Source organism: Amycolatopsis pittospori (genome assembly GCF_013870525.1).
Classification (GTDB): domain Bacteria; phylum Actinomycetota; class Actinomycetes; order Mycobacteriales; family Pseudonocardiaceae; genus Amycolatopsis; species Amycolatopsis pittospori.
The window spans coordinates 1-24,518 of the sequence record NZ_JACBXD010000103.1 but is presented as its reverse complement, the minus strand read 5'-3'; the positions used below and the strand labels follow the sequence as shown (position 1 = coordinate 24,518).

The window sequence follows — 24,518 nt, the reverse complement described above, 5'->3', positions numbered from 1 at the left end:
CCGCACGCCGGCCGGCTCAGGCGGTGCGGCGCGCACGACTGCTCGATGCTGTTCGTGGCGGCCAACAGCAGGCGTGTCTGGTGCACGCCGTCGCTGTGCGGCAACCGCGTCCGGGTCGCCCGCCACGCGAAAAAGACCTGACCCGGACCCCGCCCCGCCGCCACCCTCGACGGGCAGGCTGCGCCTGGTTGCTACAACTCGAGCAACATCCGGCTGTTGCCCAAGGTGTTCGGCTTCACGTACGGCAGGTCGAGGAACTCCGCGACACCCGGATCCGCCGAGCGCCGCATCTCCTCGTAGACCTCCTGGGTCACCGGCGTCCCGTCGATCTCGACGAAGCCGTGCCCGGAGAAGAAATGGGTCTCGAAGGTCAGCACGAACAGCCGCTTCAGCCCGATCTCTCGGGCGAAGTCGATCAGCTGCCCCACCAGCGCGTGCCCGATGCCGCGACCCCGGCTGGTCTTGTCGACCGCGATGGTCCGCAGCTCGCCGATGTCCTCCCACAGCACGTGGAGGGCGCCGCAGCCGAGTACGTCGTCACCGTCTTCGACGACCCAGAACTCCTGGACGCTCTCGTAGAGGGTGACGAGCTCCTTCTCCAGCAGCACCGTCCCGGCGTCGGAGTCGACCAGCGCCTTGATCTTGCGGACGTCCGCGATCCGGGCCCGGCGGACGGTGGGACGGCGGTGAAGGAGAGGGTCTGACGGCACATCCACCATTAAGCCATCCGCGCGGCCGCGACCGGTCGAGGGCTCGCCCGAGCGAGCGATCGCCGACCCGGCGAGCAGGCCAGCTACCCTAAGGCACGTGCCTTCTCCCACCACTGATCCTGTCGCCACCCGTCGCGTGTCCTTGCTGACCCTCGGTTGCGCCCGCAACGAGGTCGATTCCGAGGAACTCGCCGGACGGCTGGCGGCGGGCGGCTGGGAGCTCGCCGCCGAGCCCGAGGACTCCGACGTCGTGGTCGTCAACACCTGCGGCTTCGTCGAGTCCGCCAAGAAGGACTCGGTCGACACCCTGCTCGCCGCGTCCGACACCGGCAAGAAGGTCGTCGCCGTCGGCTGCATGGCCGAGCGCTACGGCAACGAGCTGGCCGAGAGCCTGCCCGAGGCCGACGCGGTCCTGGGCTTCGACCACTACGCCGACCTCGCCGAGCGTCTCGACGACGTCGTCGCCGGACGCAAGGTCGAGTCCCACACCCCGTCCGACCGCCGCAAGCTGCTGCCGATCAGCCCGGTCCAGCGCCCGACGGCCGCCGAGTCGGTCGAGGTGCCCGGGCACGCCCAGCACGGCTGGGGACCGCGTGTGCTGCGGACCCGGCTCGACAACTCGCCGGTGGCCGCGCTGAAGATCGCCTCCGGCTGTGACCGCCGCTGCTCGTTCTGCGCGATCCCGTCGTTCCGCGGTTCCTTCGTGTCCCGGCAGCCGGACGAGATCGTCGCCGAGGCGATGTGGCTGGCCGAGAACGGTGTCAAGGAGGTCTTCCTCGTCTCGGAGAACTCCACCTCCTACGGCAAGGACTTCGGCCGCGACGGTGCCCGCGCGCTGGAACTGCTGGTCCCGCGCCTGGCCGAGGTGCCGGGCATCGAACGCGTCCGGGTGTCCTACCTGCAGCCCGCCGAGACGCGCCCCGGCCTGGTCAAGGCCATCGCGACCACTCCGGGCGTCGCCGACTACTTCGACCTGTCCTTCCAGCACTCCAGTGAGACGGTGCTGCGCCGCATGCGCCGCTTCGGGTCCACGGACTCGTTCCTCGCGCTGACCGAGCAGATCCGGGAGTTCTCGCCCGCCGCCGGCATCCGCACCAACGTCATCGTCGGGTTCCCCGGCGAGACCGAAGAGGACGTCGCCGAGCTCGAGCGCTTCCTGACCGGCGCGCGGCTGGACGCGGTGGGCGTCTTCGGCTACTCGGACGAGGACGGCACCGAGGCCGAGACCTTCGACGGCAAACTCGACGAGTCCGTGGTGAACGAGCGGGTCTCGCGGATCTCCGCGCTGGTCGAGGAGCTGACCTCGCAGCGCGCCGAGGAGCGCATCGGCGACTTCGTCGAGGTGCTGATCGAGCAGGTCGAAGAGGGCGAAGACCCGATCGGCCGCGCCGCGCACCAGGCCCCCGAGGTCGACGGCGAATGCGTCCTGATCGAGACCGATGACTTCCCCGCGCTGTCCGTGGGCGACTTCGTGCGCTGCGAGGTCGTGGACTCCGAGGGCGTCGACCTGATCGTGCGGCCCGCGCCGCCCGAGGCCGACCGGTGAATGCCGCCCCGAGCGACGCCGGGGCGGGCGAGGGAACGGGCGGTGAACACGCCAGGGTTCCCGAGGCCACCCCGGTCCCGACGCTGAACCTGGCGAACCTGCTCACGATGTCGCGGCTGGTGCTGGTGCCGCTGTTCGTGATGGCGCTTTTCACCGGCGACGGGACGGACACGTTCTGGCGGGCGATCGCCACCGCGCTGTTCGCGATCGCGTCGTTCACCGACCAGGTCGACGGCTGGGTCGCCCGCAAGTACGGGCTGATCACCGACTTCGGCAAGATCGCCGACCCGATCGCGGACAAGGCGCTGATCGGCGCCGCGCTGATCGGGCTGAGCGTGCTCGGCGAACTGGGCTGGTGGGTCACCATCGTCATCGCGATCCGCGAGATCGGCGTGACGCTGCTGCGGTTCTGGGTGATCCGGCACGGCGTCATCCCGGCCAGCCGGGGCGGCAAGGCCAAGACGCTCGCGCAGATCGCGGCCATCACCGCGTATCTGCTGCCGCTGCCCGCGGCCGCCGAGCCGGTCCGGTGGGTGCTGATGGGCCTCGCCCTGGTGCTGACCGTCGTGACCGGGCTCGACTACGTCGTCCGCGCGGTCCGGTTGCGGGCCGCCGGGCGGCGCGCGGCGGGCGCATGACCGTCACCACCCGTGAGACCTTGGTCACTCACCTGATCGAGCGAGGGGAGACGGTGGCGACGGCGGAGTCGCTCACCGCCGGGCTGGTCTGCGCGGAGCTGACCGAAGTGCCCGGATCGAGTGCCGTCGTCCGGGGCGGGCTGATCGTCTACGCCACCGACCTGAAAGCCTCGCTCGCGGGGGTCGACGCCGACCTCCTCACCGCCCACGGCGCGGTCCATCCCGAGGTCGCGGCGCAGTTGGCCACGGGCGCGAGGGATCGCTGTGGCGCCACCTGGGGCCTCGGCCTGACCGGTGTCGCGGGCCCGGCCGGACAGGACGGGGTCGCTCCCGGCACCGTCCACGTCGGTCTCGCCGGGCCGGGCGTGCTCACCGTCCGTACGCTGGCCTTGAGCGGTGATCGAGCCTCGGTCAGGGCCGGCGCCGTCGAGGGTGCGTTCGCCCTGCTGGGGGAACATCTCGCATGATCGCCGCGTTCGCCCTTGGCGTATTGCCGTGTCAACACCTGCGCCCGGGGCACCGCACTGGGTAACGTAGGGGGCAGTCAGTCCTGGAAGGGAGGCGCGTGATGACCGTGCTGTTGCGCGAGGCGATCGGCGACCGGCTCCGACACGCCCGCACGAACCAGCGTCGAACGCTGCGGGACATCTCCCGCGCCGCCAGGGTGAGCCTCGGCTACCTTTCCGAGGTCGAGCGCGGGCAGAAGGAGGCGTCCAGCGAGTTGCTGGCGTCCATTTGCGAAGCCCTGGACCTTCCGCTGGGCGAACTCCTGCACAAAGTCGCCGCCGACGTCTCGGCGATCGACAACGTCGAGGTCGCCCCGGTGGACGAGAAGGTCGAGGCCGGCAAGCGGCGTGCCCCGGAGCGTGAGAGCGCCGAGGCGAGCGGGCTCGAAGGAGGCCGCCTGGTGTCCGAGCTGATCGGCAACGACCTGGCCGACCTGCGGATTTCGCCGCCGCCGCGGATGAGCCCCACCCTGCGGACGACCATCGCCGCACCGAAGATGGTCGCCGCATAGCAGCTGTGACGTGAGAGGCCCTGGGCGTACGTGCCTGGGGCCTTTCGCGTTGGGCGGGTACATGAAGGCCCCGTTCCTGTACCTAGGCGCGAGGGGTCTCCACTCCGTGCGCGACCCCGAGAAGTTGTCACGGATGGAACAGGCGACCGCGCTGCGCCGCTGACTCCGCTCCTTTTCACCCTGGGTCACCGGCCGGTGAACCCGAAAGTCACGGACATCACAGTCAGGGGTATCCCTGAATTCCGTCGGGGTCGCCTGGAACGCGGGACGCCGACCTGACACGATGGAACTCAACGCCGGGGTCGGGACGTTGCAACATCACAGAGGGGACGCCCCACCTCGAGGTAACAGCCCGTGGGATGCGAGAAGGCAGGCGGAGGAGATGGCCAACCCGTTCGTGAAGTTCTGGAAGTACATGATGGCGGCGTTCTCGTCGAAGATCGACGAGCACGCCGACCCGAAGGTACAGATCCAGCAGGCCATCGAGGAGGCACAGCGCAACCACCAGGCGCTGACCCAGCAGGCCGCCTCGGTGATCGGTAACCAGCGTCAGCTGGAGATGAAGCTGAACCGCCAGCTCGGCGACGTGGAGAAGCTTCAGGCTTCGACCCGCCAGGCGCTGGTGCTCGCCGACGAGGCGCGCGCCAAGGGCGATGAGCAGAAGGCGACCGAGTTCGAAAACGCGGCGGAGAGCTTCGCCGCACAGCTCGTCACCGCCGAGCAGAGCATCGAGGACCTGAAGACCCTGCACGACCAGTCGCTTCAGGCTGCGGAGCAGGCGAAGAAGGCCGTCGAGCGCAACGCGACCATGCTGCAGCAGAAGCTGGCCGAGCGCACCAAGCTGCTTTCTCAGCTGGAGCAGGCGAAGATGCAGGAGCAGGTCTCCGCTTCGCTGAACCAGATGAGCCAGCTCGCCGCGCCGGGTAACACCCCGTCCCTGGAAGACGTTCGCGACAAGATCGAGAAGCGCTACACGACGGCGCTCGGCTCGGCCGAACTCGCACAGAACTCCGTACAGGGCCGGATGATGGAGGTCCAGGCGTCGACGACGCAGCTCGCGGGGCACTCGCGTTTGGAGCAGATCCGCGCTTCCATGAAGGGTGACTCCGTCGCGCAGGTGACCGACGGTAAGACCGCCGCCGCGCCGAAGGCGTCGAGCGGTGCGGACATCCAGCGTGAGATCCAGGCACGGGTTCAGGCCGAACAGGGCAAGAACCCCGCCTGACACACCACCTAGAGCCGGTCCCGCATCCCGTGCGGGTGCGGGACCGGTCTCACCGAACTGAGGGGCGAGGGCAATGGGCCAGGGCAGGCGCAAGGACTTCGGGGAGTTCACCGCCAAGCTTGAGAAGCACATCGAGAAGCTGCCCGATTACGCCCAGAAGGCGCAGGAGAAGCTCCAGCGCTACATCCCGCCGTCCGAGCAGGGCTCGGGCTCGCGGCCCTCCACGCCCGTGGCGCCCCGGCCCCAGTCGAGGCCGGCGATGCCGAAGATGCCCCCGATGCCGAAGATCTCGCAGCAGCTGACGTCGATGACCACGGCCCAGATCCCGGTGGTCGCCGAGGCGAAGGCCAAGTGGGCCCGCTGGAACGAGCCGGCCGCGAAGCTGGAGCGCCGCAAGCGCCGGACGTCGCGCGCGATGACCTTCTGGATCCTCCTCACCATCCTTTGTGGACTGTTCGCCGTCGTCGCGGGCACCGGCCTGCTGCAGGACGGCCAGGCCGAGGTCCTCCAGGCGATCGCGGCCAGTGCGTTCACCCTCGTCTTCGGCACCTTCGGTGTCCGTTCGGGCCTGCGGTTGCGGGCACTCAACCGCACCGTGCTGCCCGCCGCGCCCGCGCCGCCGCCACCGTTGCCCTCGGCGCGTTCCGTAGCGCGGGCACCGATGGAGCGTCTCGTCGAGAGCGAGGCTTCGCTGGCGGAGCTGCTTCACCAGCTTTCGCAGCCGTCGTCGGTCGGTGTCATGCCGGTGTCGGAGATCGCCGTGGCGGACGCCCGGACCACCGCCGCGGAGGCCGCGCAGGCGCTTCGCGGGCTGGCCGGCCGGATCCAGGCCATCGAACGCGGCCGTGACTCCGCGCCCGAGCGGGAGAAGGGCGCGCTCGACGCCGCCATCACGCAGCTGCGTGAGCAGCTCGACGACGGCGTCGACGGCTACGGAGGTCTCGTCGCGGCCGCCGGGCACACCGTCGCCGCGAGCTCGGACGGTATGACGTCGTCCAAGGAGTCGCTCTCCGACGCGACCGACAAGCTCGCCGGACTGGCGATGGCGCTGCGAGAGCTTTCCTGAGCAGGCGCTTTCCTGGACAATCGTCTCATTCGTTGTCGCTAATACTCCATTGCGTAACGACTCGCTCACTGTGTGGTACCGAAACGCTCGCGTAACCCGAAACCGCTGGTTACGGCAACTCGCGATGCCTAACGTTTGTCTCATGCACGCAGTGCTTCTCCCAGCTCGGGCCTGAACCCAGCCCGCGTGAGCGGGCGTCCCAGGGTGGCGGACCGGACACAGTGGATCTCGCGCAGTGGTCTTTCTCGTCCCCCCGAGGAAAGGACGCCCAGTGACGACGCTCCCCCCGGAACCAGAGCCGACCCCCGTCCCTCCTCCCAGCTCTTACCAGCGCGTCAAAGCGGCCTACGACCGGATCTCCGAGGTCGACCGGCCCGACGTCTGGATCACCCTCCGCGCCCTGGAAGACGTCCTCGTCGACGCGAAGGCGGTCGATGAACGCGTACGCGCCGGAGCGGACCTCCCGCTCGCCGGAACGTTGGTGGCGGTCTCCGACGTCATCGACGTCGCCGGTCTCCCGACGGCGGGGGAGGACGTCTGCTGTGTCGGCGCCCCCGCGGTGTCCCGCTTGGCCGCCGCCGGAGCGGTGGTGGTCGGCAAGACCAACCGCGATCGCTACGGCGGCGACCTCAAGGACACCCACAGCCCGTACGGCGCCGTGAGCGCCGCCCTGAACACCGCCAAGGTCTCCGGGAGTGCGAGCAGTGGGGCGGCCGTGGCCGTCGCGCTGGGCCTGGTCGACCTCGCGGTCGGCACGGACACCGGGGGAGCGGGCCGTGTTCCGGCTTCGCTCAACGGGATCGTCGGGATGAAGCCGACACTGGGCCTGGTGCCGAAGACCGGCGTCGCCCCATGCGGCGGCGTCGCCCTGTTCGCGCGCAGCCTGACCTTGGGGCAGCGGGCGCTGGGACTGATGACCGGTCCCGACGGGATCGACCCGCTCGCGCGTGACTGGCCCCCGGACGTCCGGCTCTCGGCCGGAGACCGGCCGCGGGTCGCCATCCCGGGTTCGGACACGCTCACCGCGCTTTCGCTCCCGTCCCGTTCCGCCTTCCTCGGCGCGGTTTCGGCGCTGCGCGCGTCCGGGGCCGTCGTGGAGACGGTCGAGGTGTCCGCGCTGCTGTCGATGGGCGATCTGCTCCGCGACGACGGCTTCACCGCGGACAGGCAGCGGGTCGCCGAGGCCGCGATGCTCGCGCTGCGCCTGCTTTCCGACTACGACGCCCTTGTCCTGCCGACGGTCACCGATCATCCCGAACTGGCCGAAGCGCTGTCCGATCCGGACGGTGTAGCCAAACGGCTGGAGACGTTCACGGCGTTCGTCAATCTGCTCGACCTCGCCGCGGTCACGGTGCCGGCGTCGCCGTCGGATCTCGGGCCGTACGGCGTTTCGGTGGTGGTGCGGCCGTTCGACGACCAGGTCGCCATCGACCTCGCCGCGGTGCTCACCGACGAACAGGCCGATTCCCCTTATCCCGCACCGGGTGCGGATCTCGTGGTGTTCGGCGCGCACCTGCGCGGGCAGCCACTGAACGAGCATCTGGTCACCGCCGGGGCGCGGTTCACCGGGCTCGTCCAGACCGGCGAGGGCTACCGGATGCTGTTGCTGCCGACGGAGCCACCGCAGCCGGGTGTGGTGCCGGTGAGCGCCACGGGCGAGCACACGATGCTGTCGGGTGAACGGTGGCGGCTCTCGCCCGCCGCGCTCGGTGCCTTCGCCGCCACGCTGCCCGCCCCGTTCGTCCTCGGCCGGATCCGGCTGGACGACGGGGAGACGCCGCTGGCCGTCCTTTGTGACCAGGCGGCCACGGCCGCGGCGCCGGAGCTGACGCGGTACCAGTGCTGGCGCGCCTACCTGAGGTTCGTCAGTACGGCCGGGCCGCGAGACCTCGGGCGACCCGCTTGACCAGACCGGGTCCGTGCAGGGCGAAACCGCTGTAGAGCTGGACGAGACCGGCGCCGGCGTCGAGCATCCGGGCGGCGGCGCCGGCGTCGAAGATCCCGCCGACGCCGATGATCGGCAGCTTACCGCCGGTTTCGCCGTGCACGAACCGCACCACCTCGACCGAACGCGCGGTGAGCGGGCGGCCCGAAAGCCCGCCCGCCTGCTCACCGACGGCGGCCTCGGTCGGAGCGATCCCTTCGCGGGACAGGGTCGTGTTGGTCGCGATCAGCCCGGCGACGCCGTGGTCGAGGCAGACCTCCAGCAGTTCCGCGAGCGCTTCGTCGGTGAGATCGGGGGCGACCTTCACCAGCACCGGCGTCGGTGCGGCGTCGCCCGCGAGCTCGGCCGAGGTCTTGCGGAGTTCGCCGAGCAGTTCGGCCAGCGCGGTCTTGTCCTGCAGGGCCCGCAGCCCTGGCGTGTTGGGCGAACTGACGTTGATCGCGAAGTAGTCGGCGTAGGGATAGAGGGCCCGAAGTGAGAACCGGTAGTCCTCGACGGCCTCGTCGAGCGGGGTCACCTTGGACTTGCCGATGCTGACGCCGAGCGGCACCGGCGGCTTCCCGCCCGCGGCGAGCCGGGAGGCGAGCGCTTCGGCGCCTTCGTTGTTGAAGCCCATCCGGTTGATCACCGCGTCGGTCTCGGCGAGGGTGAACAGCCGCGGCTTTTCGTTGCCCGGCTGCGGATGCCGGGTGACCGTGCCGACCTCGACGAAGCCGAACCCGAGCGCGGGCCAGGCGTGCAGCGCGCGCCCGTTCTTGTCCATCCCGGCGGCCAGGCCGACCCGGTTCGGGAAGCGGAGGCCGAGGAAGGTGACCGGATCGTCCGTCCGGTAGACGCGGCCGAGCGCGCCGAGCGCGGGGGAGACCCGGCTCAGTCCGGCGAGCGTGCCGATGGTGCGTTCGTGCACGGTTTCGGCGTCGCCGCCGGAGACGCGGTAGAGGGCGGGGCGGACGATCTTCTCGAAGAGCACGCGCCCATCATGCCTGGTGGGGTCCGCCGACCGGCCTCGGGCCGCGTTCACCGGCGGGCGGCCAGCACCGCCGCGAGACCCTCTTGCAGATCCTTGACGAAGTACTCGGGAACCTCCAGTGACGGGAAGTGCCCTCCGGCTTCGGGCGAACGCCATCGGACGATCTGCCGATAGCGCTGCTCCGCCCAGGGGCGCGGGTACTTCTCGATGTCGCGGGGGTACATGGTGATCGCCGACGGGACGTCGACCCGGAGCTCGGGGTCGAGCGAGTTATGGCTTTCGTAGTAGATCCGGGCCGCCGACGCGCCTGTCCGTGTCAGCCAATAGAGGGTGACGTCGTCGAGGACGCGGTCTCGGGAGATCGTCTCGAACGGGCTGTCCTCGGTGTCCGACCACTCGGCGAACTTGTCGAGGATCCAGGCGAGGAGCCCGACCGGGGAATCGACGAGCGAGTAGCCGATGGTCTGCGGCCGGGTGGCCTGCTGCTTCGCGTACGCCGCGCGGTGGCGCCAGAAGTGGTGGGTCTCCTCGGCCCATTCGCGCTCGGCCGTCGTCAGCCCGTCCGTCGTCGCCCCGGGCAGTCCCTGCGCGAACGTCGTGTGGATGCCGAGAACGTGCTTCGGGAACCTGCCGCCGAGAACCGTGGTGATGTTGCCGCCCCAGTCGCCGCCGTGGGCGAGGAACTCGCCGTAGCCGAGCCTCCCCATCAGCTCCACCCAGGCGGCGGCGATCTTTTCGGTTCCCCAGCCGGTGGTGGCGGGCCTGTCGCTGTAACCGAAGCCCGGCAGCGACGGGATCACGACGTGGAACGCCGGCGCGTCCGCGTCCTTCGGATCCGCCAGCTCGTCCACCACGTCGACGAACTCGGCGACGCTGCCCGGCCAGCCGTGCGTCAGGACCAGCGGAGTGGCGTCCGCCCGCGTGGATCGGCGGTGCAGGAAGTGGATTCCCAGACCGTCGATGGTCGTGCGGAACTGGCCGATCCGGTCGAGGCGCGCTTCGAACGCTCGCCAGTCGTACCCGGTGCGCCAGTAGTCCACGACGTCGACGAGGTCGGCGAGGGGAACGCCCTGGTCCCAGCGGCCGGCCCGATCGACCGTCTCGGCCTCCGGTAGCCGCGCCGCGGCCAGTCGTGCGCGCAGATCGTCGAGGTCGGCGTCGGTCGCGTGGGCTTCGAATGCTCGTACGTCGCTGGGCATGAGACCTCCTAGCTGAAGAGAACCGGCTAAGACGGTTCTAACAGGTCCCCGCGCCGACTCGCAACCGGCTAAGGTGGTTCCATGCCTGCCGGATTCCCTGACTTCCGCCTCGGTAGCGTGCTGGCGACCAGCTTCACGGGGACCCTGACGGAGCGTCGTGGCGACGCCGTGGAGCGCATTCCCACCCCGCAGCGGCTCGTGGACTGGCTGACGGTGAACGGTCTCGCCGTGGACTCCTGCACCACCGCCCAGCTCGACCTCGCCCGGGAACTGAGGGAGTCGATTCACGCCGCCGCGACAGCCGCCGCGCTCCAGGAAGCCCTTCCCGCGTCCGCCGTCCAGGTCCTCAACGACCACAGCGTTCAGGGGCGGGCCGCGGCGATCCTGACGCCCGAAGGTGAGCGGCGATGGCGGCTCAGCTCGGCTTCCCGGGTGGAAGACGCCCTGGGCGTGATCGCCGCCGACGCGATCAGCGTCATCGCGGGCGAACGAGACGGAAAACTGGCGCTGTGCGCGTCGCCGACCTGCCGGGCCGCCTTCTTCGACACCAGCCAGAGCCGCACCCGCAGATGGTGCGACATGAACACGTGCGGGAATCGGCAGAAGAAGGCGCGCTTCACCGCCAACCGGCGTAAAGAGGCCGGATCGGCGGAGTGATCTCCAGTCACGACGTACTTCGGCAGGAGGCCTTCACGCGCTGACGTTGTGCTTGCTGGTGCGTCTGGGGTGGATGTGGCGATCAGAGAACGCCGTGAAGGCCTCCTTCACTACCTTCAGGGTAGGGAAGGAGGCCTTCACGGACAGGATCTACGATCAGCCGAAGCCGGACGGCCCAGAGCGCTCCGACGGGCAGAAGGTGTTGCGAAAGCCACTTTCGCAACCTTCAACGTTGCGAAAGTGGCTTTCGCAACACCTCTCGTGAGTCCTGGCGGGCACGAGACACAGGGACGCTAGCGGCTCGCCTTCCATTCGCTTTCGAGCATCGCGAAGACGAGTTCGTCACACCACTCGCCCTTGACGATCTCGTTCTCCCGCAGATGTGCCTCCTTGTGCATGCCGAGGCGTTCCATCAGCGCGGCCGACGCGGTGTTGCGGCCGTCGCAGCGGCCGATGACGCGATGCAGCCCCAGGTCTTCGAAACCGAGCCGCAGCAGTTCGACGGCGGCCTCCGCGGCGAGCCCTTTGCCGTGGTGGTCGGGGTGGAAGACGAAACCGATCTCGCCTTGACGGTGTTCGCTGCTGAGGTACTCGAGGTTCAGATCGCCGATGAGCTGCCCGGTCTCGGTCAGTTCCACGGCCACGGCCAGGAACTGGCCCTCCTGGGACAGGCTGCTGCTGTGCACCCGTTTCGCGAGCGCGGCGGCGGATTCCGCCCGGCTGCGCGGGCCCCAGTACAGATACCTGGCGACGTCGGCGCGGGACTGGAAGGAGTTGAGTTCGTCGAGATCGTCCGCGGTGAAGGCGCGGAGGGTAAGGCGCGGGGTGGTGATCGGGAAGTCGGGCCTCAACATGGCGTCAGGCTATCCACTCTGCGGGGTTCCTGGCAGCGGAACGGCGGCGGGCGGTTCTCCGGTTCGGCGGGCGGTCCCTTCGGCCTCGCAAAGGGAGGAACGGCCCGGAAATAGGGGAACCCCGAGGCGGCTCCCGGACGCCGGTGAAGGCGCCGGGCCCGAGCCGGACCGGTGCTCGGGAACCTCGGGGGCCCGGTGACTGCCTGGTATTCGCTATCAGGCATCACGCGAAGCAGACGACGAGCCGAAGGTGGCTCCAACTTGCGTTGTATCGCTGCCCATAAGTCCTACGCGTGCCGTCCGCTAGCGGACAGTCACCTCACGAGTCCTGTTGCTATACAACTTTGGACCACCTCCTCTCTCGTGTACCGCCACGCTATGCGAGGACTTCGGGGTCCTGCAACAACATTTCTTCGATCTCCGTCAGCAGGACGGCCTTGCCCGAAGGAGGCAGGAAAGACGCTTCGACCGCGTTCTTCGCGAACCGGGCGATTTCGGTCGCGTTCAGGCCCAGCGTCTCGGCGACGGCCAGGTACTCGCCGTCGAGGGTGGCGCCGAACATCGGCGGGTCGTCGGTGTTGAGCGTGACCAGGACGCCGTGGTCGAGCAGTCGTCGCACGGGATGTGCCGCGATCGAGGAGAACTGTCCTGTTCGGACGTTCGATGTAGGGCAGACCTCCAGGGGAATCCTTTGTACGGCAAGGTATTCCAGTAATGCCGGATCGGTGTGCGCGCCCACGCCGTGGCCGATCCGCTCGGCGCCGAGGTCGTGCACCGCGGACCAGACGGTGGCCGGCCCGGTGGTCTCGCCCGCGTGCGGGACGCTGTGCAGCCCCGCCTCCCTGGCCGCGGTGAAGAAGGGCGCGAACTGCGCGCGGCCGACGCCGACCTCGGGTCCGCCGAGCCCGAACGACACCAGTCCCTCCGGGCGTTCGCGGAGCGCGAACACGACCGTCTCCCGCCCGGCGACGACACCTTTCTCGCCGGGTATGTCGAAGCACCAGGCCAGTTCGACGCCGTACTCGGCCAGCGCCTCGGCCCGCCCGGTGGCGAGGCCGGTGAGCAGGTCGTCCGCCGACATCCCGTCGAGGACGTGGTTGTACGGCGTCACGGTCACTTCGGCGTAGCGGGCGTTCTGCGCGGCGAGGTCGGCCGCCAGGCCGGTGACGAGGGTGTGGATGTCGCGGGCGTCGCGCACCAGCGACGTCACCGCCAGGTAGTTCCGCAGGAAGTGCGGGAAGTCGCGGAAGGTGAAGAAGCCGGCGAGGGCTTCGGGCTCGGTCGGCACACCCGCGGACGGGCGGCGGCGGGCCAGTTCCAGGACCGTGGGCAGGCTCGCCGAACCGACGAGATGGACGTGGAGTTCGACCTTGGGCAGGGCGTGCACGAACGCGCGCAGCGCCTCGCCCGTGAGGATTCCGGGCATGACAAAGCTCCCTGAAAGAGGTGTGGTGACGTGCGGAGGGGAGCGGACGGCTCAGGGAGCGAGGTCGCCGCGTTCGGTGTCGGCCCCGTAGAGGGGGAGCTTGAACAGCGTCACGGGCCCAGCTTAACCGGTAGGAGCTGGTCCGGACTGGCATTTCGGGCAGAACCACGTCGGCCTCGCCTGGTGCCCGGCGCCCTGGGAGGCGACTCGGAGCCGCCCTCCGCAGCGGAAACAGCCTTGTTTGGTCCGCTCGTAGGCCCAGTGCTCGCGACCGCGGCGCAGATCCCCGGTGGTGGTCTGCGAGGTGCGCCAGGCGTTGGCCTTCAACAGCTTGCGGCCGAGCGCGACGGCTTTGGCCGGGTCCACTTCGGACACCGGCGTCCACGGCGTGACGCCGAGGAGGAAGCACATCTCGACCTTGTACATGTTCCCTATCCCGGCCATGATCCGCTGATCCAGCAGGGCGTCGCCCAGTTCACGGTCCGGATCCGCCGCCAGCGCGGCCGCGGCCCGCTCCGCGAGTTCGTCCGTCCACTGTGGATCGAGCAGATCCGGGCCGAGGTGACCGACGAGCCGGTCTTCCTCGTCCGTCGGCACGAGTTCCAGGTCGTGCACGCGGAAGCCGACCGCCTGCACCCCCTCCGCGGCCAGGATGACGCGCGCGTGATGCGCCGGATGGCGCCACCGGGCACCCGCCGGATAGACCGCCCATTTGCCGTCCATCCGCAGATGACTGTGCAGGGTGAGGTCGCCGGAGAAGCGGGTGAGCAGATGTTTGCCGACCGTCCCCACGCCGAGTACGTCGCGTCCGGCGAGGTCGGCCGTGGCGAGCCGGGGAACCCTGAACTCGCCGCGCAGCAGCGTCTTCCCGGCCAGCGCCTTGTCCAGGACCTTGCCGGCGAGGAAGACGGTGTCGCCTTCGGGCATCGCCGCTAACCTGTGCCGGTGTCGCTCAGCTTGGCGGGCTCGTCGGTGCTTTCCGGGGTCTCCGGCTCCGGGACGTCTTCGTCGCCGCGGACGCGATGCCGTCCGGCGCGGCTGGAGCGGAGGACCTTCGCCAGGATCATGTTGAAGGTGAGCGCGATCTCCTGCGCACCGGGGGAGTGCCACTCGTGGATCGGGCTGCACGCGCCCTGCGCCTGCTGCACCGCGAGCCTGTCCGGGATGGCCGTCGGCATCACCAGCGGGCCGAAGTTCTCCCGCAGTTCGGCGACGCGGAACTGGTGCTCGTAGGAGCGCACGCGGAGCTTGTTGACCACGACGCCGATCGGCCGCAGCCCCGGGTTCTGCTCTTCGCGGATCTTCTCGATCGCTTCGAGCGCGCGACGGGCTCCGGCGACGGCGTACATCGTCGGCTCGGTGACGATCAGCGCGCTGTCCGCGGCCACCAGCGCCGAGCGGGTCAGCCTGCCCAGCGACGGCGGGCAGTCGAGGATCACCAGCTCGTAGGGCTCGTCGCGCAGCGGGTTCGTGTGCAGCTCGTCGAGGGCGCGGGAGAGGTTCTCCAGCCGGCGGTTGTCGGCGTCGGGCTCGTTGAGCATCTCCAGCTCTTCGGCGCCGACGAGGACGTCGATCTGGTCGCTCCACACGCTCGGCGCGATCGCGCGTTCGAGGACCGAACGCGCCGGCGTCTCCAGGACGTCGGCCAGCGTGCGGTCGGTGAAAGGCGGGTCCAGCGAGGTGGTGGCGTTGCCCTGGGGGTCGAGGTCGGCCACGAGGGTCCGGGCGCCCCTACGCAGGGCTGCGGACGCGACACCGAGGGCGACCGTCGTTTTACCGACGCCACCCTTCAGGCTGAGAACAGCGACCGTGTGCACTCGACACAGCCTACGGGCCTTCGGCGGGGTGGCTCCCCGGCAAGGTGTCGAACACCGCATCGGACTACACCCGCAGGTCACCGGAGGGCGGGCATTACCCTGTGCGTTTATGAAGACGGACACCGTGGCCACGCGGGGATCGGGGGCGGTTCGCCGGGTTCTCGAAGCAGAACTCCGGGCCGCCCGGGCGCGAGGCGCACAACAGCCGGACGTCGTCGACGTCGGCGGCGGGAGCGGCGGCTGGGCGGTGCCGCTGGCATCGGCGGGTTGCCTGGTGACCGTCGTGGAGCCGAACCCGAACGCGCTGGCGACCCTGCGCCGTCGCGCCGAGGAGGAAGGCGTCTCCGGCAGCATCACGGTCATCGCCGACGACTCCGACGCGCTCGGCGCCCACGTCGCGGCCGGATCCGCCGACCTGGTGCTCGCGCACGGCCTGCTCGAGGTCGTCGATGATCCGGCGGCGGTGCTCGCCGCGCTGGCCGCGGCGGTCAAACCCGGCGGCGCCGTGTCGGTGCTCGTGGCGAACCGTCACGCGGCGATCCTGCAGCGCGCGCTGGCCGGACGGCTCGGCGAGGCGCGGGAACTGCTCGCGGCCGAGAGCGGCGTCCTGGGCGGCGGCCGGGAGACCGTGCTGCGTCGCTTCGACGCCGAGGGCCTGCGGGCGCAGCTGATCGCGGTGGGGCTCGAAGTGGTCTCCCTGCAGGGCGACGGCGTCGTGGCGGACTTCGTGCCCGGAGGCGTGCGGGAAGAGGACCTGGCGGAGTTCGAGCTGGCGGCCGCCTCGGTTTCGCCGCTGCGGGACATCTCCAGCCGGCTGCACGTCCTGGCGCGCCGCCCGGCCTGAGCCGGCCTCCGTCCGCCTCACCCGATGCTATGAACGGCTCGTTACTTGCAAAATTTGCAAGTAACGAGCCGTTCATAGCACGCGGCGGGCGGAACTGTCGGTGGGTGCGGCTAGCGTCCGGGTGTGGGGAGAAACGCTGAGCTGCCCGGCGGGATGACCCGCTACCGCGTGACGACCGGGGCCACCACCTGGCCCGACGACACCGGCTGCGGAATGCTGCACGTCGACATGGACGCCTTCTTCGTGTCCTGTGAGCTGCGCACGCGTCCGGAATTGGCGGACAAGCCGGTGGTCGTCTCGGGCGGCGGCCCGCGGTCGGTGGTGGCGGCCGCGAGCTATCCGGCGCGCGAGTTCGGCGTCCGGTCGGCCATGCCGTTCTCGACGGCCAAGCGGCTCTGTCCCCAGCTCATCTGCATCACCCCGACGCCCGGGCTGTACGGCGAGGTGTCCAAGGGCGTCATGGCGGTCTTCCGCGAGCTGACGCCGCTGGTGGAGCCGCTCAGCCTGGACGAGGCCTTCCTCGATGTCAGCGGGGCGTTGAAGCGGCTGGGCTCCACGCCCGCGCGGCTCGGCGCCCTGATCCGGGAGCGGGTGGCCGCCGAACACGGGATCAACTGCTCCGTCGGAGTCGCGAAGGTCAAGTTCGTCGCGAAGCTGGCGTCCGGGATGGCGAAACCGGACGGCATGGTCGTCGTCCCGGCCGCCGAGACGCTCGCGTTCCTGCATCCGCTGCCGGTGTCGGCGCTGTGGGGCGTCGGGAAACGCACCGAGGAGCAGTTGAGGCAGCAGGGTCTCGACACGATCGCCGACGTCGCCACCGCACCGCTGCCCCGGCTGCGGCGGTCCCTGGGACGGGCACTGGGGGAGCATCTGTACGCGCTCGCCCATGGCCACGACGAACGCGAGGTCGTCCCGGAGACGCCGGACAAGTCGATCGGCGCCGAAGTGACCTTCGACGTCGACCTCCACGACCGTGCCGCGCTCGGTCTCGAACTGCTCCGGCTGTCGGAGCGCGTCGCCGCGACCCTGCGCCGCCGGGGACTGCGCGGGCGGACGGTGTCGATCAAGGTCCGGTTCGCCGATTTCAAGACCATCACCCGCGCCCGGACAACCGCCGTCGGGGTGGACGTGGCCCGCGACATCCACCGCACCGCCGTCGAACTCCTCGCCGAGCACGCGCCGACGGGCGCAGTCCGCCTGATCGGCGTAAGAGTCGAGGGGTTGGACACGGACAGTGACGGAGAGCAGCTACTTTTCGACTCACCGGAACCCCGATGGCGGGATGCCGAAGTGGCCGCCGACGTCGCGAGGTCGAAGTTCGGCGCCGCCGCGGTGCGGCCCGCGTCACTGCTGACACCCCGTGACCAGTGACTTCGCCCGCCGGATCGTCTTCGAGAGAGCCGAGTCGGGTGGTTTCGGCCAATTCGATCCCTTCTGGATACGGGATCGGGTAGTCGGACGAGCGCGGGGCTCGTATCCTGGACAGAGACACCCCGCCTGGGGTTGTCTGTTGGGTCCATGACGTTGCGCGGCCCGGCGCCCGCGACAGCTGTGCCGGAGGAGGAAAGATGCCACTCTCCGAGCATGAGCAGCGGCTGCTCGATCAGATCGAGCGCGAGCTCTATGCCGAGGACCCCAAGTTCGCATCCACGGTGCGAGGCACCCGGTTGCGCCGACCCGCCCGTCGACGGCGTTTGCAGGGCATAGCCCTGTTCGTGGTGGGCGTCGCACTGCTGGTGCTCGGCGTGGTGGTCAACATCCGGGTCGCCGAGATCCCAGTGATCAGCGTGCTCGGGTTCCTCGTGATGTTCTTCGGAGTCATGTTGGCCGTCACATCGATTCGGCAAGGAGCCGAAGGCGAAGGCGGTAAGGACGGCGGTGGCGGTTCGGGAGCCGGCGGAGGTGGCGGCGGCAAGCCGTCCACGCGCCGGAGCTCGTTCACCCAGCGCATGGAAGAGCGCTTCCGCCAGCGCTTCGAGGAGCAGTAGCTCTCACACACGCGAACATGCCGACGGGGCACTGCCCCGTCGGCATGTTCGCGTTGTCACGCCCCCCCGGGTGCCGAGCCGGTACGGCAAGTGTGAGCCAACGGACGTCACGCGTGACTGGACGGACGGCAAGCGTGAGCCAACGGACGGCGCGCGTGATTGGACGGACGGCAAGCACACGGCCAGGCTCCGCGGAGTGACGTCCGCTCAGTCACGCGTGCCGTCCATCCGGTCACGCGTGACCGCCTAAGGCCGAGCCCTACTTCTCCCGCCGCCGAAGCGACCGCGGGAACAGCCGGCCCTTCCACGACATGGGCGCGTTCCGCCGCAGGCTCTTGCGGACCTCGTCGAAGGCCGGGCCCAGTGTCCGGTCGTTCGCGGGCTCGTCCGAGTACCAGGACTTCTCGACGACGCCGATGACCGTCCGCAGGCCGGTGCGGCCTTCTTCGTCCAGACGATGCTTCTCGACGACCTTCCGGCCCGCCACGCGCACCGTGTCGCCGTCGGTGAGCGGCAGGCCGCGGTCCGCGCATTCGTCCATCAGTTCGCGCCAGGCCGCGTCGGCCGCGCTCGGGGAGTGGGACGCGATCTTCTGCAGCCGCAGCCGTCGTTTGATCTCCCGGATCGCGGTCGGCGTACCGATCCCGCCGAGGACGACGACGAGGATGAGCGCGAACCACCACGACACCCACGCCGCCAGGAACGCGAGCGCCGCCACCCACAGGCCGATCGCGATCAGCGGAAGCCAGTTCGCGACGTCCGGCCGGTCGAAGAATCCGCCGGGGCCCTGGTCCTCCTCGACCTGCTCGGGATGGTCCGGGCCGGGCGAGCGCATCAGCGCCCGGTATCTCAACCTTGAACGCACGATCGCGACCACGGTCACCGCGGCGGCCAGACCGCCGAGGAGACCGGCGATGATCGCGGGCCACAGGGGCTCTTCCTCCTGCTGGCCGGTGCTTCCGTCCGCGCCGAGGTCCGCGCCCGGGTCCCGCGGGGTGCCGGTCGCGGGGGCGCTCGACGCCGGGGCGCTCGGCACTTCCTGGGTGTCGTTGGTCGGGGAGCTGCTGGTGTCGGTCTGCAGATACGGCGGGACGACCGCGCGGCCGTCGACCAGCGGGGTCGGGTCGAAGCTGACCCAGCCCTTGGTGCCGAAGTAGACCTCGACCCAGGCGTGCGCGTCCTCGGAGCTGATCGAGTTGTGATCGCCCTTGGGCGTGCCCGAGGTGAAGCCGATGGCGACCCGCGCCGGGATGCCCGCCGACCGCAGCATCACGGCCATCGCGGACGCGAACTGCTCGCAGAACCCGCGTTTGCCGTTGAGGACGAAGTCGGCGAGCGCGTCGGTGTCGGCGTCGGTGGGGTCGGCGGTCTTCGTGTCGTAGACGAAGCCGTTCTGCGCGGTGAAGAACGACCAGATCGCCTGGGCCTTGTCGAAGTTGTTGGACTCGTTCTGCGTCAGCTGCTTGGCCTTCTCGGCCACGCGCGGGTCGACACGGTCGACCCGCAGGAACTGTTCCGGCACCTCGGAGAGCTCGGGGTCGTCCAGCCGGAGCTCGTCCTTCGAGGGTTCCTTGATCGACGCGGTTTCGGTGTAGGCGGGCGCGTTCTGCTTGGTGGTGGTGAACACCGCTCCGCCGACGGGGTCGTACAGCCAGTTGTCGGCCAGCCCGTTGAGCGTCCGGGGCGCGCCGTAGATCGGCAGCCAGTTGTCGACCCAGTTGGTCGGCTCGATGCGGATCTCGCGGGAGGGGCCGGCGCCGTCGTCGCCCGGGGCGGGCGGGAGGCCGCGGTTGGCCTGCACGCCCTGCTGGGCGCGGCCGTTCTGGGCCAGTCCCCAGCCCTTGTTCGGGGTGTAGGTGTCGAGGGTGAACGCGCGCAGCAGCCGCTTGTCCGCGCCCATCCCGTAGACCTTGAACAGCTCGACGTTCTCGCCCTGGTCCAGCAGGCCGCGCAGCTGCGTGAACGGCTCGACGCCGAATCCGCCCGCGCCGCCCCGGCCGGATCCTTCGGCGCCGGGGAGTTTGCCGACCGTGCCGATGCCGGTGACCGCCGTGCCGATGATCAGGCCCAGCACGATCGCCGCGCTCACCACACCGACCGGCGCGGACAGCGTGCTCGCCGAGTTGCCGAGCCCGGGCGCGTCCCGGTTACGCCAGCGGCGATGCCGGTGGTTGCCGTCGACGGCGAGCAGCGCGGCGAACGCGGCAGCGCCGAGCAGGAACGTCCACCACGGCAGCATCTCCTCGGCCAGCGCGGCGGGGACGGCGTACACGCACAGCAGCACCAGACCGGTCGCGGCGGGCGCGGCGGCGGCCACGGCGAGGGTGTCCACCAGCACCGCGACCAGGCCGATCGCGATCGTCACCAGACAGAGGATCGGCGGGGTGCCCTCGACCGGCGGCAGCCCGACGCGGATCTGCTCGGCCGACGCGGCGAGCACGCCGCGCAGTTCTTCGAGCGCGTCCGGGCCGGGGATGATCTTCAGGATCCCGCTGGTGGTGAACGCCCCGGTGATCAGGAACAGCAGCACCAGCAGCTGGGACAGGCCGACGACGATGGTCGGCGCGCGCAGCGAGCGCAGCGCGAGCCCGGTGGACGCGATCAGCACGACCGCGACCAGCAGATAGCCGAACCACGCCCAGCCCGAGACGACGCCGGTCAGCGACGTCGAGGCGAACAGCGTGGCGATTCCGGCGGCGACCGGGGCGAGCACGCTGCTCGTCCAGACCGGCGCCGGCGCTTCGGGCCGTGGTTTCGGGGTGTGCGGGCGGGGTGGCGCGGTCGCGGTCACAGGCCACCTCCGATCAGCGTGCCGCGGCGGGTGGCCGTCTGGCACAGCTCGGCCCAGACCTGCTGCATCGGCGATCCCGGACCGGCGACGACGACGCCCCAGCCCGCCGCGCGCAGCAGCGCCACCGACTCTTCGGTGGCGGCGGCGCGGTTCTCGGGTTTGTTGACGCCCGAGGACCAGCCGGGGGTGTCGAGCAGCACGGCGAGGCTCCGGATCCCGCGCGGGCGGTACCGGGACAACTCGTGGACGGATTCGTTGCTGACGGTGCCGAGCACGGCGATGAGTTCCTGTCCTTCGGCCGGGTCGCCGCCGAGGGTGATGTCGCGCTGGTGCGCGGGCTGGAGCGCGGCGAGGACGTCGAGGACGATGTTGTCGTAGTGCTCGCCGCCTTCACCGGGGGTGTCGGCGAGGGTGTGGCCGTGTTCGGTGACCAGCCGGACGCGGTGACCGGAACGCCGCAGGTGCAGCGCGACGGAAGCGGCGAACGACACGGCCCATTCGAGGCTCGCGGCGGGACCGGTGCCGTGATGCGCGGCCGCGCGGTGGTCCAGCAGCACCGTGGTGCCGCCGCGCCACGGGCGTTCTTCGACGCGCACCATGATCTCGTCGCGGCGGGCGGTCGAACGCCAGTGGACCTTCCGCAGGTCGTCGCCCTGGCGGTACTGCCGGACGATCACGTCCGCCTCACCCTGTCCGGCGTGCAGGCGGATGCTGCCGTCGTCCCCGGCGCCGATGCCGGCGCCGCTGGGCAGGCCCCACAGGCCGACCACCTTCGGCACGACGACCAGCCGCGAATGCCCGATCAGCTCGCGTTCGAACTCGCACAGCCCGAACGGGTCGGTGATCGTCGCCCGCAGCGGGCCGACCTGCTGGATCCCGCGCAGCACCGGCTGCAGCGGATACCGCAGCGCGACCCGGCGGTCGTGGGGGAGCCGTTCGACGACGAACCGCGGCCGAGAACCCAGCGCGTACGGCACGCCGTCTTCGAGCAGCACCTCGCCTGCCGGGAGCCTGCCGTTGCGCCAGAGTTCGAGCTGGACCTCACCGGGAGAACCGACCGAGACGCGATCCGGGCGCAGGGCACGCGCCGCGCCCAGCCGCAGCCGGGTCGCCGAGATGAAGAAGGCGACCAGCAGCGGCAGGGCGACGACGAACACCGCGACGCGCAGCAGGTCCCGTTCGTTGAGCACGAACGAGCACACCGCCGCGGCGACGCCGGCGGCGAGGAGACAGCGGCCGCGTGTGGTCAGGCCGGACAGAGCACGCAGCATGCGCTGTTTTCCCTAACGTGTCAGCGGTTGTTCGAGCCCTGCGGGACGGGGACGCGGTGCAGGATCGCGCGGACCACGTCGGTGGCCGAACGGCGGGCGGCGTGCGCCTCGGTGGTGAGCACCAGGCGGTGCGCCAGCACCGGGACCGCGACCGTGTGCAGGTCGTCCGGGACGACGAACTCGCGGCCCGAAAGCGCGGCCTGCGCCCGGGCGGCGCGGACCAGCTGCAGGGTGGCACGCGGGGAGGCGCCGAGGCGGATCTCCGGCACCTGCCGGGTCGCGGAGACCAGTTCGACGGCGTACCGGCGGACCTCCGGCGACATGTGCACCGAGCGGACCGTCTCGATCAGCCGTTGCACGGAGTCGCGATCGGAGACGGGCTCCAGATCGGCGAGCGGGTTGTGCCCGGCGTGCTCGTCGACCATGGCCAGTTCGGCCTGCTGGTCGGGGTAGCCGATGGACACCCGCGCGGTGAACCGGTCCCGCTGGGCCTCGGGCAGCGCGTAGGTGCCCTCCATCTCGATGGGGTTCTGGGTGGCGATCACCATGAACGGCTCTTCGAGGTGGTACGTCGAGGTGTCGACGGTGACCTGGTGCTCTTCCATGCATTCGAGCAGCGCCGACTGCGTCTTCGGCGAGGCGCGGTTGATCTCGTCGCCGACCACGATGTTCGCGAACACCGGGCCGGGCCGGAACTCGAACCCGCCGCTCTGCCGGTTGTAGATGGACACCCCGGTGACGTCGCTGGGCAACAGGTCGGGGGTGAACTGGATCCGGCTCACGGTGCAGTCGATCGAGCGGGCCAGCGCCTTCGCCAGCGAGGTCTTGCCGACCCCGGGGACGTCCTCGACGAGGAGGTGGCCTTCGGCGAGCAGGGTCACGAGCGCGATGCGGATGACGTCGGGTTTGCCGACCAGGACCCGCTCCACGTTGGCGGCGATCCGCCGCGCCGTCTCATGCAGTTCGTCGAGAGACGCTCTGCTCGCGCGGCCGTTCTGCCGGCCGCTGACCGAGCCCGCGGCCGTGGGATACGGCGCTTGCCCGGATGCCTGCTCGCCCTGCTGTTCGCCGGGCGTCGCAGACTGGATTCTCGACGTCACTCGACCTCCTGGTGCCGCGTGGCTGGATGTCCGCTGGTGTCTGCTGAAGGGCCAGCTTGATCGCTCGAGTGGTCCCCCGAGCAGCGGTCAGCCTCCCACGAAGTGTGTCAAACTCGGGCGAACTCGTGGGGGGAACCCCGCCAACCCCAGTCGATGACTCTGTGCAACCAGAGACTTTACCTCGATCGGGTGAGGTGAGCGCGTTTTCGGGTGCTCCCGCTGACGCCGTGTTTTGTCGTATGCTCCGGTGCGAGGTCGCTCGACTACGGAGAGGCGTAATCGCATATGAGCGAGGTGAGCACCGCCAAACCCCGGTTCGATCTGAGCGGATTCGCGGTCGCGCCGGAGCTGGCGTCCGATGCCCACGCGAAGATCTCCGCCCTGCAGGACGTGGTCGGCCAGATGGTCCGCGAGGCCAAGGTGCTCGGCCGCACGGTTCCCCTCGGCGGGGGATACGCGGACGAGGTCGGCCGGTTCATGGCGCAGTACGGAATCGGTGCCGAGGGATCCGCCGTCGAGGCGTTGACCGCCTTCGGCAAGGAACTCGAAGCGCTCAAGAACCGGATCGCGAAGGCGCTGGCCAAATACACCCGTCAGGATGAGGAAGCGGCGGCGGGCGTGGACTGTGTCGGCGGCTGAACCCATGACGTCCCGCCTCCCCGTCCTCGCCCTCTTCGGCGCGCTCGCCGTCCTTACAGTGTCCGCCTGCGGACAAGGGGCCGCAGGCCAGGCGCGAATTCCGGCCGCGGACGACGGCGATGGCCCGGCTCCTTCGGCGCCCCCGGCGTCCTCATCCGCGTCGAACGGCGGTGTGGACCCGTGCACGCTGCTCGACCCGATGGATCGCTCGACAGCCGGGTTGAACGTCCTCGGTGTCCCGAAGGAGATCAACGGCGCCCGCGCCTGCGACTGGACGGTGCCCGCCACCTTCGGCGTCACCATCACCGTGGACGAGAAGAACGGCCTGCGTGACCTCGAAGTCGCGCGCAAGACCGCCACGAAGACCAAGGTCGGCGACCGGGAAGCGCTGAAGGTCGCCGACCGGAAGGCCGCGGACGGGACCTGCGCGGTCCTGCTCGGCATGGGGGAGAAGGCGAGCGTCCAGATCGACGTGAGCAACACGAACTTCACCGACACCACGCTCGCCTGCGAGCGCGCGGTGACGGTGGCGGGACTGGCCGAACCCAAACTGCCTTAGGAGAAGGTGCCGTGCCTGAAGGAGAGATGCCGGGCCGTGAGGTCCCGGTCGCGGCGACGCGGTACGAGGCCTACAGCCACGAGGCGCTGGCCGCCCAGGTCGAAGCGGGCAACGACCCCGAGGCGGCGGGCGGCATCGGTGCCGCCTGGGACGCGCTCGCGCGGCGGATGCACGAGGCGACGTCCGATCTGGCCGGCCTGGTCGGCAGCAGCGAGGAGAGCTGGCGCGGCGAAGCGGGCGACGCGCTCCGCGGCG

24 protein-coding genes and 1 pseudogene are annotated in these 24,518 nt (G+C 70.2%); 15 read left to right on the top strand and 10 right to left on the bottom strand.

The window, feature by feature from the left end:
• Positions 1-141 (top strand): CGNR zinc finger domain-containing protein (locus H5J31_RS34955; RefSeq protein ID WP_181776956.1); only part of this gene is annotated, 141 nt, incomplete at its 5' end.
• 50 nt (positions 142-191) lie between these two features.
• On the opposite strand, the gene H5J31_RS34950 is transcribed toward H5J31_RS34955, so the two are convergent.
• Entirely contained in the window at positions 192-719 is a 528-nt protein-coding gene (locus H5J31_RS34950) for an amino-acid N-acetyltransferase (protein ID WP_181776955.1), read from the bottom strand.
• 88 nt (positions 720-807) lie between these two features.
• Between H5J31_RS34950 and rimO the strand changes: the two genes are divergently transcribed.
• From rimO to H5J31_RS34915, 7 genes are all read left to right on the top strand, one after another.
• Entirely contained in the window at positions 808-2,256 is a 1,449-nt protein-coding gene (rimO, locus tag H5J31_RS34945) for a 30S ribosomal protein S12 methylthiotransferase RimO (RefSeq protein WP_181776954.1), read from the top strand.
• The gene (gene pgsA / locus H5J31_RS34940; RefSeq protein ID WP_181776953.1) at positions 2,253-2,894 is read left to right on the top strand and encodes a CDP-diacylglycerol--glycerol-3-phosphate 3-phosphatidyltransferase; all 642 of its coding nucleotides are present in this window, start codon (positions 2,253-2,255) and stop codon (positions 2,892-2,894) included. Before rimO ends, pgsA begins: the two co-directional genes overlap by 4 nt.
• Positions 2,891-3,361 carry a CinA family protein gene (locus H5J31_RS34935; protein WP_181776952.1) on the top strand — a complete coding sequence of 157 codons (471 nt, stop codon included), beginning with the start codon at positions 2,891-2,893 and terminating at the stop codon, positions 3,359-3,361. Before pgsA ends, H5J31_RS34935 begins: the two co-directional genes overlap by 4 nt.
• 101 nt (positions 3,362-3,462) lie before the next feature.
• Positions 3,463-3,912: a helix-turn-helix domain-containing protein gene (locus H5J31_RS34930; protein ID WP_181776951.1), complete on the top strand. Its 450-nt coding sequence runs from the start codon at positions 3,463-3,465 to the stop codon at positions 3,910-3,912.
• A 382-nt stretch (positions 3,913-4,294) separates the two neighbouring features.
• Positions 4,295-5,137, top strand: a complete 843-nt coding sequence (locus tag H5J31_RS34925; RefSeq protein ID WP_020637705.1) for a PspA/IM30 family protein — start codon at positions 4,295-4,297, stop codon at positions 5,135-5,137.
• A gap of 73 nt (positions 5,138-5,210) precedes the next feature.
• Positions 5,211-6,203 carry a phage shock envelope stress response protein PspM gene (gene pspM, locus H5J31_RS34920; RefSeq protein WP_181776950.1) on the top strand — a complete coding sequence of 331 codons (993 nt, stop codon included), beginning with the start codon at positions 5,211-5,213 and terminating at the stop codon, positions 6,201-6,203.
• A gap of 271 nt (positions 6,204-6,474) precedes the next feature.
• Positions 6,475-8,109 carry an amidase family protein gene (locus tag H5J31_RS34915; protein ID WP_181776949.1) on the top strand — a complete coding sequence of 545 codons (1,635 nt, stop codon included), beginning with the start codon at positions 6,475-6,477 and terminating at the stop codon, positions 8,107-8,109.
• Here the strand turns inward: H5J31_RS34915 and H5J31_RS34910 are convergent.
• Together H5J31_RS34910 and H5J31_RS34905 are read right to left on the bottom strand one after the other, a co-directional pair.
• On the bottom strand, positions 8,069-9,118 hold the full coding sequence (locus H5J31_RS34910) for a quinone-dependent dihydroorotate dehydrogenase (protein ID WP_181776948.1): 1,050 nt from the start codon (positions 9,116-9,118) through the stop codon (positions 8,069-8,071). The genes H5J31_RS34915 and H5J31_RS34910 overlap by 41 nt on opposite strands.
• 47 nt (positions 9,119-9,165) lie before the next feature.
• Positions 9,166-10,317, bottom strand: a complete 1,152-nt coding sequence (locus tag H5J31_RS34905) for an epoxide hydrolase family protein (RefSeq protein ID WP_181776947.1) — start codon at positions 10,315-10,317, stop codon at positions 9,166-9,168.
• Positions 10,318-10,398: 81 nt separating this feature from the next.
• Here H5J31_RS34905 and H5J31_RS34900 point away from each other — a divergent pair, with 81 nt between their 5' ends.
• Complete coding sequence (locus H5J31_RS34900; protein ID WP_181776946.1) at positions 10,399-10,974, top strand: CGNR zinc finger domain-containing protein; 576 nt, start codon at positions 10,399-10,401, stop codon at positions 10,972-10,974.
• A 293-nt stretch (positions 10,975-11,267) separates the two neighbouring features.
• Here H5J31_RS34900 and H5J31_RS34895 read toward each other — a convergent pair whose 3' ends face one another.
• From H5J31_RS34895 to H5J31_RS34880, 4 genes are all read right to left on the bottom strand, one after another.
• A complete protein-coding gene (locus tag H5J31_RS34895; protein ID WP_181776945.1) occupies positions 11,268-11,828 on the bottom strand; it encodes a GNAT family N-acetyltransferase in 561 nt (186 codons plus the stop codon).
• A 376-nt stretch (positions 11,829-12,204) separates the two neighbouring features.
• Entirely contained in the window at positions 12,205-13,254 is a 1,050-nt protein-coding gene (gene add, locus H5J31_RS34890; protein ID WP_181776944.1) for an adenosine deaminase, read from the bottom strand.
• Between the two features lie 123 nt (positions 13,255-13,377).
• Positions 13,378-14,181: an Fpg/Nei family DNA glycosylase gene (locus tag H5J31_RS34885; protein WP_181776943.1), complete on the bottom strand. Its 804-nt coding sequence runs from the start codon at positions 14,179-14,181 to the stop codon at positions 13,378-13,380.
• Between the two features lie 5 nt (positions 14,182-14,186).
• Positions 14,187-15,071 carry a ParA family protein gene (locus tag H5J31_RS34880; protein WP_181776942.1) on the bottom strand — a complete coding sequence of 295 codons (885 nt, stop codon included), beginning with the start codon at positions 15,069-15,071 and terminating at the stop codon, positions 14,187-14,189.
• Between the two features lie 109 nt (positions 15,072-15,180).
• Here H5J31_RS34880 and H5J31_RS34875 point away from each other — a divergent pair, with 109 nt between their 5' ends.
• From H5J31_RS34875 to H5J31_RS34865, 3 genes are all read left to right on the top strand, one after another.
• Entirely contained in the window at positions 15,181-15,915 is a 735-nt protein-coding gene (locus H5J31_RS34875) for a methyltransferase domain-containing protein (protein ID WP_181776941.1), read from the top strand.
• A 153-nt stretch (positions 15,916-16,068) separates the two neighbouring features.
• Positions 16,069-17,286, top strand: a complete 1,218-nt coding sequence (dinB, locus tag H5J31_RS34870) for a DNA polymerase IV (protein ID WP_181776957.1) — start codon at positions 16,069-16,071, stop codon at positions 17,284-17,286.
• A gap of 197 nt (positions 17,287-17,483) precedes the next feature.
• Positions 17,484-17,903: a DUF3040 domain-containing protein gene (locus H5J31_RS34865; protein ID WP_181776940.1), complete on the top strand. Its 420-nt coding sequence runs from the start codon at positions 17,484-17,486 to the stop codon at positions 17,901-17,903.
• 259 nt (positions 17,904-18,162) lie between these two features.
• Here H5J31_RS34865 and H5J31_RS34860 read toward each other — a convergent pair whose 3' ends face one another.
• Genes H5J31_RS34860 through H5J31_RS34850 form a run of 3 tightly spaced genes read right to left on the bottom strand, consistent with a single transcriptional unit; the run spans position 18,163 to position 23,065 of the window.
• On the bottom strand, positions 18,163-20,694 hold the full coding sequence (locus H5J31_RS34860; RefSeq protein ID WP_181776939.1) for a transglutaminase family protein: 2,532 nt from the start codon (positions 20,692-20,694) through the stop codon (positions 18,163-18,165).
• Positions 20,691-21,965, bottom strand: coding sequence for a DUF58 domain-containing protein (locus tag H5J31_RS34855; protein ID WP_181776938.1), 1,275 nt, complete (start codon positions 21,963-21,965; stop codon positions 20,691-20,693). The genes H5J31_RS34860 and H5J31_RS34855 overlap by 4 nt, the downstream gene beginning before the upstream one ends.
• A 20-nt stretch (positions 21,966-21,985) precedes the next feature.
• Positions 21,986-23,065 (bottom strand): AAA family ATPase, encoded by a 1,080-nt coding sequence (locus tag H5J31_RS34850; protein WP_181776937.1) that lies wholly within the window; start codon positions 23,063-23,065, stop codon positions 21,986-21,988.
• Positions 23,066-23,350: 285 nt separating this feature from the next.
• Between H5J31_RS34850 and H5J31_RS34845 the strand changes: the two genes are divergently transcribed.
• The 3 genes and pseudogenes from H5J31_RS34845 to H5J31_RS34835 form a co-directional block, all read left to right on the top strand.
• The gene (locus H5J31_RS34845; RefSeq protein WP_181776936.1) at positions 23,351-23,704 is read left to right on the top strand and encodes a hypothetical protein; all 354 of its coding nucleotides are present in this window, start codon (positions 23,351-23,353) and stop codon (positions 23,702-23,704) included.
• Between the two features lie 4 nt (positions 23,705-23,708).
• Positions 23,709-24,263 carry a DUF3558 family protein gene (locus H5J31_RS34840; RefSeq protein WP_181776935.1) on the top strand — a complete coding sequence of 185 codons (555 nt, stop codon included), beginning with the start codon at positions 23,709-23,711 and terminating at the stop codon, positions 24,261-24,263.
• An 11-nt stretch (positions 24,264-24,274) separates the two neighbouring features.
• Positions 24,275-24,518: pseudogene (locus tag H5J31_RS34835) on the top strand (PE-PGRS family protein); the annotation flags it as partial.

Bases quoted from the DNA above. Each gene is read 5' to 3' on its own strand.
- H5J31_RS34935 (WP_181776952.1), top strand. From the start codon at position 2,891: ATGACCGTCACCACCCGTGAGACCTTGGTCACTCACCTGATCGAGCGA.
- H5J31_RS34930 (WP_181776951.1), top strand. From the start codon at position 3,463: ATGACCGTGCTGTTGCGCGAGGCGATCGGCGACCGGCTCCGACACGCC.
- H5J31_RS34855 (WP_181776938.1), bottom strand. From the start codon at position 21,965: ATGCTGCGTGCTCTGTCCGGCCTGACCACACGCGGCCGCTGTCTCCTC.
- H5J31_RS34905 (WP_181776947.1), bottom strand. From the start codon at position 10,317: ATGCCCAGCGACGTACGAGCATTCGAAGCCCACGCGACCGACGCCGAC.
- H5J31_RS34900 (WP_181776946.1), top strand. From the start codon at position 10,399: ATGCCTGCCGGATTCCCTGACTTCCGCCTCGGTAGCGTGCTGGCGACC.
- H5J31_RS34895 (WP_181776945.1), bottom strand. From the start codon at position 11,828: ATGTTGAGGCCCGACTTCCCGATCACCACCCCGCGCCTTACCCTCCGC.
- H5J31_RS34875 (WP_181776941.1), top strand. From the start codon at position 15,181: ATGAAGACGGACACCGTGGCCACGCGGGGATCGGGGGCGGTTCGCCGG.
- H5J31_RS34885 (WP_181776943.1), bottom strand. From the start codon at position 14,181: ATGCCCGAAGGCGACACCGTCTTCCTCGCCGGCAAGGTCCTGGACAAG.
- pspM (WP_181776950.1), top strand. From the start codon at position 5,211: ATGGGCCAGGGCAGGCGCAAGGACTTCGGGGAGTTCACCGCCAAGCTT.
- H5J31_RS34865 (WP_181776940.1), top strand. From the start codon at position 17,484: ATGCCACTCTCCGAGCATGAGCAGCGGCTGCTCGATCAGATCGAGCGC.
- add (WP_181776944.1), bottom strand. From the start codon at position 13,254: ATGCCCGGAATCCTCACGGGCGAGGCGCTGCGCGCGTTCGTGCACGCC.
- H5J31_RS34950 (WP_181776955.1), bottom strand. From the start codon at position 719: ATGGTGGATGTGCCGTCAGACCCTCTCCTTCACCGCCGTCCCACCGTC.
- H5J31_RS34840 (WP_181776935.1), top strand. From the start codon at position 23,709: ATGACGTCCCGCCTCCCCGTCCTCGCCCTCTTCGGCGCGCTCGCCGTC.
- H5J31_RS34925 (WP_020637705.1), top strand. From the start codon at position 4,295: ATGGCCAACCCGTTCGTGAAGTTCTGGAAGTACATGATGGCGGCGTTC.
- H5J31_RS34845 (WP_181776936.1), top strand. From the start codon at position 23,351: ATGAGCGAGGTGAGCACCGCCAAACCCCGGTTCGATCTGAGCGGATTC.
- dinB (WP_181776957.1), top strand. From the start codon at position 16,069: ATGACCCGCTACCGCGTGACGACCGGGGCCACCACCTGGCCCGACGAC.